The sequence below is a fragment of the Pseudomonas sp. ACN5 genome (assembly GCF_002303975.1).
Classification (GTDB): domain Bacteria; phylum Pseudomonadota; class Gammaproteobacteria; order Pseudomonadales; family Pseudomonadaceae; genus Aquipseudomonas; species Aquipseudomonas laurylsulfatiphila.
Genome location: NZ_MRCP01000009.1, coordinates 169,661 through 182,574 on the forward strand (window position 1 = coordinate 169,661; position 12,914 = coordinate 182,574).

13 protein-coding genes are annotated in these 12,914 nt (G+C 57.7%); 5 read left to right on the forward strand and 8 right to left on the reverse strand.

The annotated features are described in order from the left end of the window. The first annotated feature begins 509 nt into the window (after positions 1 to 509). Positions 510 to 1,493, forward strand: a complete 984-nt coding sequence (locus BSF40_RS18250; protein WP_015095116.1) for an LLM class oxidoreductase — start codon at positions 510 to 512, stop codon at positions 1,491 to 1,493. A 51-nt stretch (positions 1,494 to 1,544) separates the two neighbouring features. Here BSF40_RS18250 and BSF40_RS18255 read toward each other — a convergent pair whose 3' ends face one another. Together BSF40_RS18255 and BSF40_RS18260 are read right to left on the reverse strand one after the other, a co-directional pair. Beyond that, positions 1,545 to 1,856 (reverse strand): putative quinol monooxygenase, encoded by a 312-nt coding sequence (locus BSF40_RS18255; RefSeq protein WP_015095117.1) that lies wholly within the window; start codon positions 1,854 to 1,856, stop codon positions 1,545 to 1,547. 83 nt (positions 1,857 to 1,939) lie between these two features. Then, positions 1,940 to 2,947 (reverse strand): zinc-binding alcohol dehydrogenase family protein, encoded by a 1,008-nt coding sequence (locus BSF40_RS18260; RefSeq protein ID WP_015095118.1) that lies wholly within the window; start codon positions 2,945 to 2,947, stop codon positions 1,940 to 1,942. A 109-nt stretch (positions 2,948 to 3,056) separates the two neighbouring features. Between BSF40_RS18260 and BSF40_RS18265 the strand changes: the two genes are divergently transcribed. The 3 genes from BSF40_RS18265 to BSF40_RS18275 all read left to right on the forward strand — a co-directional run bounded on the left by BSF40_RS18265 (position 3,057) and on the right by BSF40_RS18275 (position 5,605). After that, complete coding sequence (locus BSF40_RS18265; protein WP_095966129.1) at positions 3,057 to 3,947, forward strand: LysR family transcriptional regulator; 891 nt, start codon at positions 3,057 to 3,059, stop codon at positions 3,945 to 3,947. Positions 3,948 to 4,500: 553 nt separating this feature from the next. Further along, positions 4,501 to 5,244 (forward strand): SPOR domain-containing protein, encoded by a 744-nt coding sequence (locus BSF40_RS18270; protein WP_095966130.1) that lies wholly within the window; start codon positions 4,501 to 4,503, stop codon positions 5,242 to 5,244. 70 nt (positions 5,245 to 5,314) lie between these two features. Beyond that, positions 5,315 to 5,605: a DUF6388 family protein gene (locus tag BSF40_RS18275; protein ID WP_095966131.1), complete on the forward strand. Its 291-nt coding sequence runs from the start codon at positions 5,315 to 5,317 to the stop codon at positions 5,603 to 5,605. 104 nt (positions 5,606 to 5,709) lie between these two features. Here the strand turns inward: BSF40_RS18275 and BSF40_RS18280 are convergent, their stop codons facing one another. Continuing rightward, a complete protein-coding gene (locus BSF40_RS18280; RefSeq protein ID WP_015095122.1) occupies positions 5,710 to 6,564 on the reverse strand; it encodes an AraC family transcriptional regulator in 855 nt (284 codons plus the stop codon). A gap of 188 nt (positions 6,565 to 6,752) precedes the next feature. Then, positions 6,753 to 7,724: an XdhC family protein gene (locus BSF40_RS18285; RefSeq protein WP_015095123.1), complete on the reverse strand. Its 972-nt coding sequence runs from the start codon at positions 7,722 to 7,724 to the stop codon at positions 6,753 to 6,755. 90 nt (positions 7,725 to 7,814) lie between these two features. On the opposite strand from BSF40_RS18285, the gene BSF40_RS18290 reads away from it, so the two are divergent. Further along, complete coding sequence (locus tag BSF40_RS18290; protein WP_015095124.1) at positions 7,815 to 8,600, forward strand: alpha/beta fold hydrolase; 786 nt, start codon at positions 7,815 to 7,817, stop codon at positions 8,598 to 8,600. On the opposite strand, the gene BSF40_RS18295 is transcribed toward BSF40_RS18290, so the two are convergent. The 4 genes from BSF40_RS18295 to BSF40_RS18310 all read right to left on the reverse strand — a co-directional run bounded on the left by BSF40_RS18295 (position 8,593) and on the right by BSF40_RS18310 (position 12,914). Beyond that, the gene (locus tag BSF40_RS18295; protein ID WP_015095125.1) at positions 8,593 to 9,945 is read right to left on the reverse strand and encodes an MFS transporter; all 1,353 of its coding nucleotides are present in this window, start codon (positions 9,943 to 9,945) and stop codon (positions 8,593 to 8,595) included. The genes BSF40_RS18290 and BSF40_RS18295 overlap by 8 nt on opposite strands. Before the next feature lie 101 nt (positions 9,946 to 10,046). Continuing rightward, positions 10,047 to 10,850, reverse strand: coding sequence for an enoyl-CoA hydratase/isomerase family protein (locus tag BSF40_RS18300; protein WP_015095126.1), 804 nt, complete (start codon positions 10,848 to 10,850; stop codon positions 10,047 to 10,049). Between the two features lie 19 nt (positions 10,851 to 10,869). Then, positions 10,870 to 12,408: an AMP-binding protein gene (locus tag BSF40_RS18305; protein ID WP_095966132.1), complete on the reverse strand. Its 1,539-nt coding sequence runs from the start codon at positions 12,406 to 12,408 to the stop codon at positions 10,870 to 10,872. A 5-nt stretch (positions 12,409 to 12,413) separates the two neighbouring features. Next, positions 12,414 to 12,914, reverse strand: a complete 501-nt coding sequence (locus tag BSF40_RS18310) for a (2Fe-2S)-binding protein (RefSeq protein WP_015095128.1) — start codon at positions 12,912 to 12,914, stop codon at positions 12,414 to 12,416.

Consider the following 12,914-nt stretch of genomic DNA (forward strand, 5'->3'; position numbering starts at 1 on the left):
GAAATGGAGTTCTGCGTTGCGGACTGAAAATTTATCTTATCGTCTGAATTTCAGGATTGGGGCCGGACCCAATTGTCGGTCGAGTACCCAAAGGCTCAGCGGGCTGACCTGACGACTGTCCTCTATAGCAACCCGCGGCGCGGCGATCACGACGTCCAAGGCCCAGACTGCGGTGTAATCATCTGCAACAGGTACCGAGACGGACGACGAACATGGCGGTTCCCCGCAATGCCGCCTACGCTTGTTGGATGGTTCCCATGCATTTGCTCAGACGATGTATCGGGTTGGTACGATCTGATTTATTTTGACCGTCCGCTCAATGCTAATCTGGACCTGCCCGCGCGTATCGCCAGCAACTGGCCCCTCACTCCGGTCGACCCGACCAGCATGTACGGCGCAACGGGCAAAGATTGCACCCACTACCCCACCTGTCGTTCCCAAGCGACCGATGCCGCAGCACCTCTGGAAACAGGGGCGCTGTTCACGCTCTCCCATTGAGGAAGATGAGTATGTATCGGCCGAGCACGATTCCTTATCAGGAGCATCGAGGGTTCAGCCGAACCTTCACTCCGGGTCATTTGAGCCTGGGATTGTTCTTTCCTTTGGAGGCCTTCGATGGGGACACGCCGAACATGCTCAACCAGGTCGCATTGGCCAAACGAGCAGAGGCGCTGGGCTTCTGCGCGCTCTGGTTTCGCGATGTGCCTCTTCGGGACCCTAATTTCGGTGATGTCGGCCAAGTCTTCGACCCCTGGGTTTACCTGGGCTATATGGCCGCTCATACGTCGGAGATAGCGCTTGGCACCGCATCCATTGCCATCCCGTTACACCATCCTCTGCACACGGCCAAGGCATCAGCCAGCGTCGATCAGTTGAGCGCAGGTCGCTTGATTCTGGGTGTGGCTTCCGGCGATCGCCCAGTGGAGTTTTCGGCTTTTGGCATCGATCCCGAAAGGCGCGGAGACATCTTTCGAGAGCACTACGAGGTGATTCGCCAAGCCCACAGCACCAGCTTTGAGCCCATTCGCTGGAGCGGTGGTGAGATGCAGGGTGCAGACCTCATTCCGAAACCCACAACCCAAGTCATTCCAATGTTCGTGACAGGCAATAGCCGCCAGTCACTGGATTGGATCGCGCGCGAAAGCGTCGGATGGATCAACTATCCACGCCCACCGAACATGCAGCGACTGATCGTGGAAGATTGGCGGCTGGAGGTCATGAAGCAATGTGGTTCCGTCTATAAGCCCTTCACTCAGTCGCTTTACATCGACCTCGATGAGAACCCGTCCACGCCGCCCACTCGCATTCATTTGGGGTTCAAACTTGGACACTACCATCTCCGGTTTTTGCTGGAGTCGCTTGAGGAAATCGGAGTGGACCACGTTATCCTGAATCTCAAATACGGAAAGCGCCCTGCTGCGCAAGTCATTGAGGAGCTGGGGACTCACATCGTTCCGCAATTCGGAGTACAGCCACGTCCTGAAGCGAATTGATCCGCCGGCCGCCTCCACGCCGGCTGAGGTGGTGCGATTCAACTGGTTGAATCATAAGGCCAATACCTGCTCAAGGAATATCAGTTGCAACGGCTCTTCGAGCAGGTGATCTGCCGTGGCGGCAAAGCGCTGAAAGTAAGGCATCGAAAAATGCGCATCCAGCGCCGTCTGATCCCTGAAAGCCTCGCGCATGTAGAACGTGTCCTGCTTGTCGCGCAGCTTGAACAACACATAATCGAGATTGCCCGGCTCTGCTCGGGTCGGCTCTACCAGCGCCAGCAGTTCTTGTTTCAATGCCAGTTCTTTGCCTGCCTTGGCCTTGAGCACGGCAATCGATACCAACACGTTACTGGACGAATTCATCGTCAACGCTCCAACATTAAAAAAATGGCAAGTGATGCCGCAGGCGGTTCAGCGGGCCCGCAAGCGACCCGCCTGAAGTGAAATCAGAAACCTTCGAGAACGATCTTGCCCCGGGCCTTGCCGCTCTCGACTAGCGCATGGGCACGACGGATGTTTGCCGCATTGATCGCACCGAAGTGCTCGCCCACAGTGGTTTGCAGAACTCCTTGGTCAATCAGAGCGCTGACCCGATTGAGCAGGTGATGCTGGTTGATCATGTCCGGGGTTTCATACAGCGAGCGGGTGAACATCAGCTCCCAATGCAACGACAGCGACTTGCGCTTGAGCGGCATCACGTCAAGGCTGTCGGGATCGTCAATCACACCCAGACGCCCTTGCGGTTTGAGCACGTCGATCAGTTGTGCAAAGTGCTGTTCGGTGTGAGTCAGGCTGGCGACATAGTCGATTTCCGGCACGCCGAGCGCTTGCAACTGTGCGAGCAGTGGCTGGCTGTGATCGATCACGTGATGCGCGCCCAGCTGCCGCACCCAATCAGCGGTTTCCTGGCGTGAGGCAGTTCCGATGACGGTAAGGCGGGTCAACTGTCGGGCCAGTTGCACCAGCATCGAACCGACGCCGCCAGCCGCTCCGGTGATCAACAGGTACTTGCCCTCCCCTGACCCCTCGACGACACCAAGCCGGTCAAACAACAATTCCCATGCAGTGATCGAGGTCAACGGCAACGCTGCCGCATCGGCGGCACTCAATGACCCAGGCTTGTGCCCGACGATCCGCTCATCGACCAGATGGAATTCGCTGTAACTGCCGGTGCGGGCAATCGAGCCGGCATAGAACACTTCATCGCCCGGCTGAAACAGCGTCACGTCAGCGCCGACCTCGCGGACAATGCCTGTGGCATCCCAGCCGAGGATTTTCGGTTCTTTTGTGAAAGTTCCGGCGCGCACCTTGGTATCGACGGGATTCACTGATACCGCGCGAACTTCAACCACCAGATCCCGTGGACCAGGCGTGGGCACCGGGAGGCTGATGTCGATCAATGCGTGTGGATTGTCGATGGGCAAAGCATGTTCGGTAAAGGTGATGGCTTTCATGGACACTCGCTGTCTGAAGGGTGATGCACTCGTTCGCAGCCATCTTCGACTTCCCATGCACAAAGAAAAACAAGCAGAATGCGCCAACACTTTCACTACAGGAGTGAAAATGATCCGCATCGATGATCTTGGTTTATTCATCCGCAGCGCCACGCTGGGCAGTTTCACCGCAGCGGCGCTGGAGGCTGATCTTCTGCCTGGTCAGGTCGCCGCCGCCATCAAACGTCTGGAACGCGAGCTGGACGTACGCCTGTTCGCCCGCACCACTCGCAGCCTGCGATTGACTGCCGAAGGCGAGCAATATCTGCCCACCGCCCACTCAGTGCTTGAGACCCTGCAGCAAGGCAAGGAAAATTTGCGTGGTAAGAACGCCACGCTACGGGGCGTCCTGCAGGTGACAGCACCCTCCGATCTGGGGCGCAACATACTGCTGCCGTGGCTGACGCTGTTCCGCCGTCAGCATCCAGAATTGACTTTGCGTTTTTTCCTATCGGACCAGATGGCCAATCTTTTTCGCGACCCGGTGGACGTGGCGATTCGATACGGCCCGAATGAAGACGCCAACTACGTGGCACTGCCGCTTGCACCGTGGAACCAGCGAGTGCTGGTTGCCTCGCCAGAGTATGTGCAACGCTGCGGTTCTCCCCAAACGCCGGATGACTTGAGCAAGCATCACTGCCTGCTCTATCTGCAAAATGGCCGGGTCTACGACAAGTGGAACCTGGGCGGGCAAACCGTGCAGGTTTCGGGGCCACTGTTCAGCGATGACGCCGATGTCGTGCGACGCTGGTCGTTGGACGGTGAAGGTATCGCCTACAAATCCTGGCTGGATGTCAGTGCCGATATCGCCGATGGGCGCCTGCTTGTGCTGCTGCCGGATTTTCCTGGCGAAGCTTCGCCTTTGAGTCTGGTGTGCCCGCATCGCAAGCAGATCAGCCCTGCGGTTTCCCAGCTTTATACGTGGTTGAGTGGTCAGTTTTCTGCGCTGAAGCGCAGTTGAACCGAATGACGACAATTGATGCTTGTTGAGCATCCCTCGCTTCGTGGTTCGGCGGATCAATGCGCTCACCAAGCACAATATCCGGAGCGTTCACCAAGAACGCTCCAAGGTAGGAATGACACCTGAAATGTAGCGCAGGACACCGGCATCGTTTGAAAGGGTGACAAAAAATTCAATAGCTTCTCCCTGTCCGTACCGTAAAGGGCCGGCTAACAGTCCTTTCCTTTATAGCAAGCGCATAGGTATGACCTAAATCTTTGGCCAGTTACTTCGGCCACAACATTAACCTTAAATACAAGTGCTTTAATAGGCCAGCATACAACCCATCTGATACTATTTTTTTTCGTTCACCTGAGCCTTTTTCGTCAACCAGCATTCTATAAAGTGCAAGCCCGATGTTCTTTAAAACAACAAAAAAGAAGCCAACTTATTTTGGCGCTTGGGCACACTGACGCGCTCAAGAATCCAGACCATCCCAGGATAAACAATAGGACCATGCTTTATCAGAAAGAAATGGGACAAATAACTATTCATTTGATTTGGAGATGGTGCCGTGCGAAAGCTTGGCTTGGGTTTCCTGGTAACGGGCGTTGTAGGGCAACTATCAGCATTATTATGGACGTACACAGCCACAGGACCACTTTGTGAAAACAATGTCGACAACTCCTACATCCAGAAAAACGTGACAAAGCTAAAACAACTCATCGATGACACCGCTAATGAAGTTGTAACAAACCTCACTACAAAATATTCCGACGGGCTCACGCCCCTTGCGGAAAACGAATCCCCCATACCCGACTCAACGGAGGCTCACGCCGTACAGTTTTTGATCGAAAAGCCAGACGAATCGCCAGTATTTTCGCTGCCTTCACTGCCCACACAAGCACGCAATTGGACAATTATCCTTAGCGGCCTGATTACTTCTACCGGCCTGCTCCTGGTGCTCTTCGCCCGCAAAAAAACCTCTGATCCGCAATGGCACGTCTTTCGCTCCGTACCTGGGTCGCTAATCACGCTGGAAAGCCCGTGCTTAACGTGTGGTAGCTATATTTTCCACGCTAAAAAAGAAGCTTCAACCACGCCTTCATCAGGCTTGTGGGTGATCGAAATAGCGTTGAACACACCCAGCCGCCATCGCGCCACAAATGCCATTAAGCAACTGGAATTACCGGTAGCGCGTAAAGAAAACAACTTTGTCGTCATCGGCCCGTATAAACAAAAACAAGACGCAGTTCGAGTCGTGAAAGAGTTGAGTGAAAGTCATGGCGTTCGAGGATGGATGATGGCAGGAAATTGACACAGCCCTATTGAGCACCGAGCCAACTTCGGACAACCAGCAACTTATTGTATGCCAGAAGAGAGCATTCATGATCGCAAAAGAACTTAGAGCAGAACTTGCCCTGAAGAAGTTTCTGGATTGCAACTTATGGATCCAACTTGAACTCAGCGAGCTGAGCTACAGCCTCGCTGATAATTGTGGATTGTCGCCGGAAGAATATCGCCTTAAATTTCTAAAAGAAGCATTTGAAGCAGAAGCAGACGCTCACGACTGCGATTGCTGGGATTTCATTCTGCAGTGGGTAGCCGAAACCATGGAAGAGCTTGAGTTGATGCGTGAAGAACGCATGAAAGAGATTTATGATTTTTTGGACGATTAGTGCATCCTACAAGTTTCGTAATCTATACACACCACTAATTCTAAAGATCAAAGACTAACTTCATCGGCGGGAGTATTGGCAAATACCCCCGCCCTTCTCTCGGTTCAAACCGCCGCGTAACAATCCACTACACGCCGATACTGGCTGGGAGAAGCTCCGATGTGTTGGCGGAAAAACCGTGTGAAATGACCTTGCTCGGAGAACCCGAGATTCTCCGACAACAGGCCCAACGTTCCACTGCGCTCACGCTCCAGCCAGGCAAAAGCCCGGCGCATGCGCGCGTCGTTCAGCAAAAGGGTCGGCGTCATGCCGGTGTCTTTCTTGAACAGCGCAAAGAAGTGTGCCCGAGACAGACCACAAGCCCGCGCGGCGTTGTCGATCGGGTTCGGATCATCGAGGTGCTCAAGCAACCAGGCGGTGCCACGGCGCACGCGCGCGTCCCGAAACTCATTTGAGTTCGGCGCACCCAGCAGCGACAAATGCCGCCAGCTGGAAAAGTCCTCGATCAGTTCGATCAGGAAGTCGAACAGCATGAACTCCAAGCGCTCTTTCGGCACGATCCCACAACCATGCGCTTCGGCGACCAGGATGTCGGCCAGGGTGCGATTTCGACTCGACAGCTCGATGCATGATTGGGAAAAAAAGTCCGGCCGACCGCTGAGCGCCAGCGACTGCTGGGCAGTGGCCAGCCAGGCGGGCTCGATGTAGAGCGCCAGGATGACGGTGGCACCCGCACCCGGCTGCGGATCGTAGAAATGCGGCTCCCAGGCGTTGACCAGCACCGCCGTGCGATCACTGAGCGGAACCCGCCGACCGTTAACGTTGAAGTAAGTGTCCTCGCCGGACACTTTGACCAGCACATGGCATTCGGAATGGGTATGGGTGACCAGCGAATGATCCATATTCAGCAAGGCGACCCGGCCAAACCTGCCGTGGAAAACCCGTTGGGCAATCGACATCAGATTCCTCCGCTCGCTTGAAGCGATATCGTTATCGGCCTCAATGCATATCATCGGGGCGTCTATCTATTTCTCAAGTCCGGCGATCGCTCTATGGTTCAGCAACACTTGGCTGGCCACTATCGCGCGCGAATGACCGAGCGTCTATATCGACTTTCGCAGGCCCCACGCTCGTCGGGAAAACCGCCTTACAAGGCATGGCGCTCTTTCCCGTGATAAACGCGCAGGATATCGGCCACCACCGCCAAGGCGATTTCCGCCGGGGCCTTGCTGCCCAGATCGAGGCCGATGGGCATGTGCAAACGGGCGATCTGTTCATCCGTCAGACCACCGATGCGTTTGAGCCGCTCGGCGCGTTTGGCCGAGGTTGCCTGAGAACCCATGGCGCCAATGTAAAACGCCGGGGTGTGGACTGCTTCCATCAGCGCCAGATCATCGATTCGCGGATCGTGAGTCAGCGCCACCACCGCGGTCGCCGCGTGGCAGCCTCCGGCGGCTATGAACATCGAAGGCAGCACACGTTGCATCTCCACGCCTTCGAGCTGGACATGCAGCATCTCCTCCCGGGGGTCGCAGGCGATGACTTCGCAGCCGATGGCGCGGGCGAAACTGGCGCAAGCTTCAGCGACCGGCGAGAGCCCCGCCAGAATCAATCGCAAGGCAGGGCCAACGCTGATGCGCACCCTTTCGTCGACGACTTGCACTCGCTCGCTGCCGTGTCCGGTGTCCGGGTCCAGGCGCAAGGCACCGCTGCTTAGCTCGACGTGACGCAGCAGACGACGCTGGCCGAGTAACGCCGCTTGCAGGCTCTCCAGGTGCGCGATCCATTCGAGACTGGCAGCGCGGTGCTCGACCAGCACGATCAGCACACCGCCACAGGGCAATCGTAAACGGTGGCGTTGCTCGACACTGTCGCCATAACTGACGATCTGCGACGGTTCGCGTAATTCACCGCGCGTCAGGCTCTCGAGAAACTCCTCTTCGACGCAGCCCCCCGACAGCGAGCCGACGTGTTCGCCCGCGCCATTGGTCACCAGCATCGCCCCCGGCGCACGCGGCGCCGAGCCATAGGTGGAGAGCACCGTGCACAGCCACTGGGCCTGCCCGTCGCGAGCCCATTGCAGTGCCTGGTCGATCACCTGAACATCGAGATGACGCATATTGTCTGTACCTCAAGCAAAGCGTGGTACTGCATGCCGGGTTACGTTTACGGTAACCTGCGAGCAACCTTGTTCAATCGTTGATTCAACATGTCTCCACAACAATTTCTGCAACTTGGGCCGCTACGCCTGGAATATCGCCAACTGCCTGCGGCTGATCCTTCGCGACCGACGCTGGTGCTGTTGCACGAAGGCCTCGGCAGCGCCGAACAATGGAAAGATTTCCCTCTGCAACTGGCCCAGGCCAGCGGTTACGGTGTGATCACTTACAGCCGTCAGGGTTATGGGCAATCGAGCCCGGTAAACCTGCCGCGTCCGCTGAACTACCTGAGCAGCGACGGCCCTCGGGAACTGCGGCAATTGCTCGATGCCTTGCAACTGTCGCAAGTGGTCTTGCTCGGTCACAGTGACGGCGCATCCATCGTCCTTGCCTATGCCGCCACCAACGATCCACGCGTGTTGGGCAGCATCGCACTGGCGCCTCACGTAATTGTCGAGGCCGAGAGCCTCGATGGCATTCGCCACACCACCGAGGCCTGGCATCAGGGCGAGTTGCGCGACCGCCTGGCACGCCACCATGGCACCAATGTCGACGGCGCTTTCTACGGCTGGAGCGACAGCTGGTTGCATCCGGACTTTTCCCTGGACGATCTCGAAGCGCAGTTGGCTTGTATCGAAAAGCCGCTGCTGGTCATTCAGGGTCGCGACGACCACTACGCCACGCCCGAGCAACTGGTGGTCATCCAGCGACAGGTCGCTGGACCGTGCCGCTGTGTGTTGCTGGATGACTGTCGGCACTCTCCTCAAACCGAAGCGCCAGAGCGGACTTTGCAGCTGATCGGCGAATTCCTGGAGCACCTCCCCACCGTTATTTGAAGTTGCCTTGGGTTTCTGGAATCACCACGCTGCCGATCAAGTAGATCACCGACAGACCGACGGCGAACATCGCCAGCACCATGGGAATCTGCGCCGGGCTGCTGCTGACCAGGGAGACAAAGGTCGGCATGGTTCCGCCGAGGGCGAAACCGATGTTCCAGGACAATCCGGTGCCGCTGGCTCGCAGCTCGGTGGCAAAGCGTTCGTTGAGGAAGATCAGAATCGGCGCGATGATCGCCCCGCCCATGAAGCCTATGCCCACGCAATACAGCGCAGTACGGGTCAGCGAACCCGATTCGGCGACACCCAGAAACATCATCGGCAGGCTCACCAGGTTGATCACACCCAGCAGCATGAAGGTCTTCTTTCGACCGATCAGGTCGCTCAGGTAACCGAAGGCCAGTGCTCCGACAATGGTTGCCACCGACCCGTACATGAGCATTTGCGAAGTCTGCGTATGAGGCACTTTGGCGACCACGTTGAGCAATGTCGGCAGATAACCGCAGGCCAGGTAATACGTGGCACCGCCGCCAAATGTAATCAGCAAGTTGACCAGCATCACGGCGCGGTACTCGCGACCGAACAGACGTTTGAGCGGCGACACGACAACTACCGCCGGCCCTTTGGTTTTGCGGGCTTGCTGCAGTTGCTGCCAGACTGGGGTTTCTTCCAGGTAACGGAACATCACCAGACCGAAAACCGTGCTGAGCAGGCCGCAGAAGAACATGAAGCGCCAGCCCCAGACGTCAAATTCCTCCCCGGGAAAGATCTGCGACAACACCAGATAAGTAGCTGACGCCAACAGCGCGCCCATGCCGGCGCCAGCGCCACCGATCAACCCGGACATCAAGCCGCGATAGCGCGGCGAGATGGATTCGGTGCCGATGGTGTGAGTGGAGGCAACGATGCCGCCAACGAAGATGCCCTGAATCACCCGTAATATCAGGAACAGTATCGGGGCCAATATGCCGACCTGATGAATGGTTGGCAACGCGCCAAACAGTGCCGTGGAAATACCGACGCCGACCATCGACACCATCAACGCACGCTTGCGGCCGTGTTTATCGGCATACGCGCCGAAGATCGCCGAGCCCAGTGGACGCACGAGCAAGGCCACGGCGAACGAGGCATAGACCGCGGCCAGCGACAGGGTCGGGGTGTCCGAGGGGAAGAACATGCGGCCGATGATCGGCGCCACATAGAGCAGAATGAACAGGTCAAACAAATCCAACGCCCAGCCGAATGTCGAGGCAAATGCCGCGAGCAAAGCCTTGCCCGGTGGAATCTGCGGTGTATCGATAGCGGCGCTGTTGGGTGATGCAGTTATTGTTGTTGTCGTAGTCATGGTTGCCTCACACAAGCGGTGAATCAAAAGGGGCGGCAGGCCCTGCTCCGTAAGGTGTACGCCGTTACCAACATACTCCCGGGCCTGCTCGCCGGTACGATTTACTCGCCGATAAACACGGCCGCGCGCTTGCTGTGAAACGCTTCAACGCCTTCCTTGAAGTCCTTGGAGCTGCGCAGACGGCTGTAGCAGTGACCTTCCATTTCAATCGCGACGGTCAGCGGCGCATCTTCGTTGTCGTTGATCAGTTTTTTTGCCGTGCGCTGAGCCAGCGGCGAGAAGCGCCGCAGTTCTTCAACCAACGCATCGACAGTGCTTTCCAGTTCGGTATCCGGCACGACCTCGGTAGCGATACCCCAGGCATAGGCCTGGTCGCCGGTGATGCGTTTGGCACGCATCACCATGTGCTTGGTGCGGGTGATGCCGATGATTTTCTGCAGGCGTGCGGAGCCACCCGAGCCCGGGATCTGCCCTAGGTTCTGCTCGGGCAAGGCGTAGCGAGTGGTTTGCGAAGCAATGCGGAAATCGCAGGCCAGGGACAGCTCGAAACCGACGCCAAAGGTATAACCACGGTTGGCAACGATCACCGGTTTTTCGCAACGTGCCGGTGCCGCGACGTTCCAGGCCAGCTTCGAAACGTGCTCCGGCGACGCTTCGAGGAAGCCTTTTATGTCGCCGCCGCTGGAGAAGTGTTCACCCACCGACCGCAGCACGATGACGCGCACATCTTTGTGTGCATCAAGGGCTTCGAAGACCAGGCGCAGTTGATCGCGCTGCCCCATGGAAATGACGTTCAACGGCGCCCGGTTCAGGATGATGTCAGCGCGCTCGCGGGACACATCGACTTCAACCTGGAAGCCATCGAACTGAGTGTCGAGAAATTGCTGGATCGCTTGTTGTTGCATGGGAGTGTCCTCTGGATGATTAGCTGATGGCCTTCAAGGCCTGTTCCTGGAATTGCGCCAGCAGCACGCGCCGCAGCACCTTGCCCACTGGAGATTTGGGAATCTGCTCGATGAACTGGTAACGCCGTGGCCGCTTGAATTTGGCCAGGCCCGAAGCGATGCAATGGGCATCGAGGTCGCCTTCCGAGACTTCGGCGCGCAGCTTGATAAACGCGGCAATGATCTTGCCCCACTGCTCGTCGGGCAGACCGACCACCACCACTTCTTCCACTGCCGGGTGCAGAGAAAGCATGTTTTCGATTTCTGCCGGGCTGACGTTTTCGCCGCCGGTGATGATCAAGTCATCGACACGACCCGTGACGAACAGATCGCCCTCCAGATCGAAGTAGCCGATGTCGCCGGTGAAATACCATCCATCACGCAACGCCTTGGCGGTCGCTTCGGGGCGGTTCAGATAGCCCTCGAACGCCTCGTCACTTGCCAGGTCGGCGATGATCTGGCCCTCCTCCAATGGGTTGACCTGCACGTCCGGCGTTTGAGCATCGATCGGCACCACGCGCACGCGCTGGTTCATAGCACTGCGCCCTGACGAACCGGGTTTGCGGTTGGCTTGCTGGTCGATGGTGAAGGTGTAGATTTCCGAGCTGCCGTAATGATTGACGAACAATTGCGGCTGGAACGCCTGCTCGACGCGACGCATCAAACCGTCGCTCATCGGCGCACCGGCAAAGCCGATTTTCTCCACACTGGCGACTCGTTCACGGGCAAAGGCCGGGTGCTCAATGAGCATGTGGTAGAGCGTCGGCACCAGGTACAGGTTGCTGACCTTTTCCCGTTCGATGGCCTGCAGCGTGGCTTCCACGTCGAACTTCGGCACACAGACGAAATGTCCGTCGATCAGCGCCATGGACAGCAACGAACGCACGCCCATGGTGTGGTAAAGCGGCATGACACCCAGCGTGCACTCGCTCTGGCGGTAGAGGTTTTGCGCTACGTGGGCAACCGCCGCGGCGCGTTCGCAACGGTGCCGCCGGGGCACGCCCTTGGGCTTGCTGGTGGTTCCGGAGGTGTACAGCAGCAGTGAAAAATCCTCGGCGTCGGCCTGCAAAATGATGCCTGAGGGGGTCTGCGAACACAGTTCCTCGAAACTCAGGTCGGTGTTGGCGGCACGCAGACCGGCGGTGATCCGTGGCAGCCTTGTGGCGGCGCTGCAACCGGCCACGGCGGTCACGGTAGCGTCGTCGTAAGCCACTGCACGGATTTGCGCATCTTCGATGCAGTAGCCCAGTTCATCGGCGGTCGAACGCCAGTTCAACGGGGTCATGACGATGCCCGTAAACTGGCAGGCCCAATGCAGGGTTGCCATCTGCCAGCGGTTTTGCATTGCTACCAGCAGTCGATCACCGCGTCGCAGCCCAAGGCATTGCAAGCCCCAAGCGGCGCTCTGGATATCGACGAACCAGTCCTCATAGGTTTTCTTCAGTTCACCGTCACTGACCGCCACGGCGTGCGGCCGGCGTTCAACGGCAGCGAGGAAACTGCGTCCGAGATCGAACATTTTTGTTATACCCCTTTGTTCGTTTGGCGCTGGGCAGCGACTTCGAGCACGGCCTGGACGATGCCTGTGTAGCCGGTGCAGCGACATAGATGCCCCGAAAGCATGTCGCGTACCTGGATCTCGTCCGGGCTGGGTACCCGTTCGAGGAAATCCACGCAGGACATGAGAATGCCCGCAGTGCAAAAGCCACACTGCAAGGCGTGATGTCGGCGAAAGGCTTGTTGCAGATCGCTCAGCGTGTCGTCGTCGGCCAGGGACTCGACGGTCTCGATACGGCGCTCGTGCCCCTGTACCGCGAGCATCAGGCAGGAACGCATGGCGACTCCGTCCACCAACACCGTGCAGGCGCCGCAGACGCCGTGTTCGCATCCGACATGGACACCGGTGGCACCGAGGTCGTGGCGCAGGAAGTCGCAGAGTTGGGTCCGCGGTTCAGCCAGTGCTTCGCGGGAGCGGCCATTGAGTTCCAGGCGAATCGGAAAGGTTTGGTCGGCAGTTACACGCAT

What these genes read in the sequence shown, in the direction of transcription:
- BSF40_RS18280 (WP_015095122.1), bottom strand. Translation starts at nt 6,564, where the DNA reads ATGTCGATTGCCCAACGGGTTTTCCACGGCAGGTTTGGCCGGGTCGCC.
- BSF40_RS18275 (WP_095966131.1), top strand. Translation starts at nt 5,315, where the DNA reads ATGATCGCAAAAGAACTTAGAGCAGAACTTGCCCTGAAGAAGTTTCTG.
- BSF40_RS18300 (WP_015095126.1), bottom strand. Translation starts at nt 10,850, where the DNA reads ATGCAACAACAAGCGATCCAGCAATTTCTCGACACTCAGTTCGATGGC.
- BSF40_RS18285 (WP_015095123.1), bottom strand. Translation starts at nt 7,724, where the DNA reads ATGCGTCATCTCGATGTTCAGGTGATCGACCAGGCACTGCAATGGGCT.
- BSF40_RS18260 (WP_015095118.1), bottom strand. Translation starts at nt 2,947, where the DNA reads ATGAAAGCCATCACCTTTACCGAACATGCTTTGCCCATCGACAATCCA.
- BSF40_RS18310 (WP_015095128.1), bottom strand. Translation starts at nt 12,914, where the DNA reads ATGCGTGTAACTGCCGACCAAACCTTTCCGATTCGCCTGGAACTCAAT.
- BSF40_RS18265 (WP_095966129.1), top strand. Translation starts at nt 3,057, where the DNA reads ATGATCCGCATCGATGATCTTGGTTTATTCATCCGCAGCGCCACGCTG.
- BSF40_RS18255 (WP_015095117.1), bottom strand. Translation starts at nt 1,856, where the DNA reads ATGAATTCGTCCAGTAACGTGTTGGTATCGATTGCCGTGCTCAAGGCC.
- BSF40_RS18250 (WP_015095116.1), top strand. Translation starts at nt 510, where the DNA reads ATGTATCGGCCGAGCACGATTCCTTATCAGGAGCATCGAGGGTTCAGC.
- BSF40_RS18305 (WP_095966132.1), bottom strand. Translation starts at nt 12,408, where the DNA reads ATGTTCGATCTCGGACGCAGTTTCCTCGCTGCCGTTGAACGCCGGCCG.
- BSF40_RS18290 (WP_015095124.1), top strand. Translation starts at nt 7,815, where the DNA reads ATGTCTCCACAACAATTTCTGCAACTTGGGCCGCTACGCCTGGAATAT.
- BSF40_RS18295 (WP_015095125.1), bottom strand. Translation starts at nt 9,945, where the DNA reads ATGACTACGACAACAACAATAACTGCATCACCCAACAGCGCCGCTATC.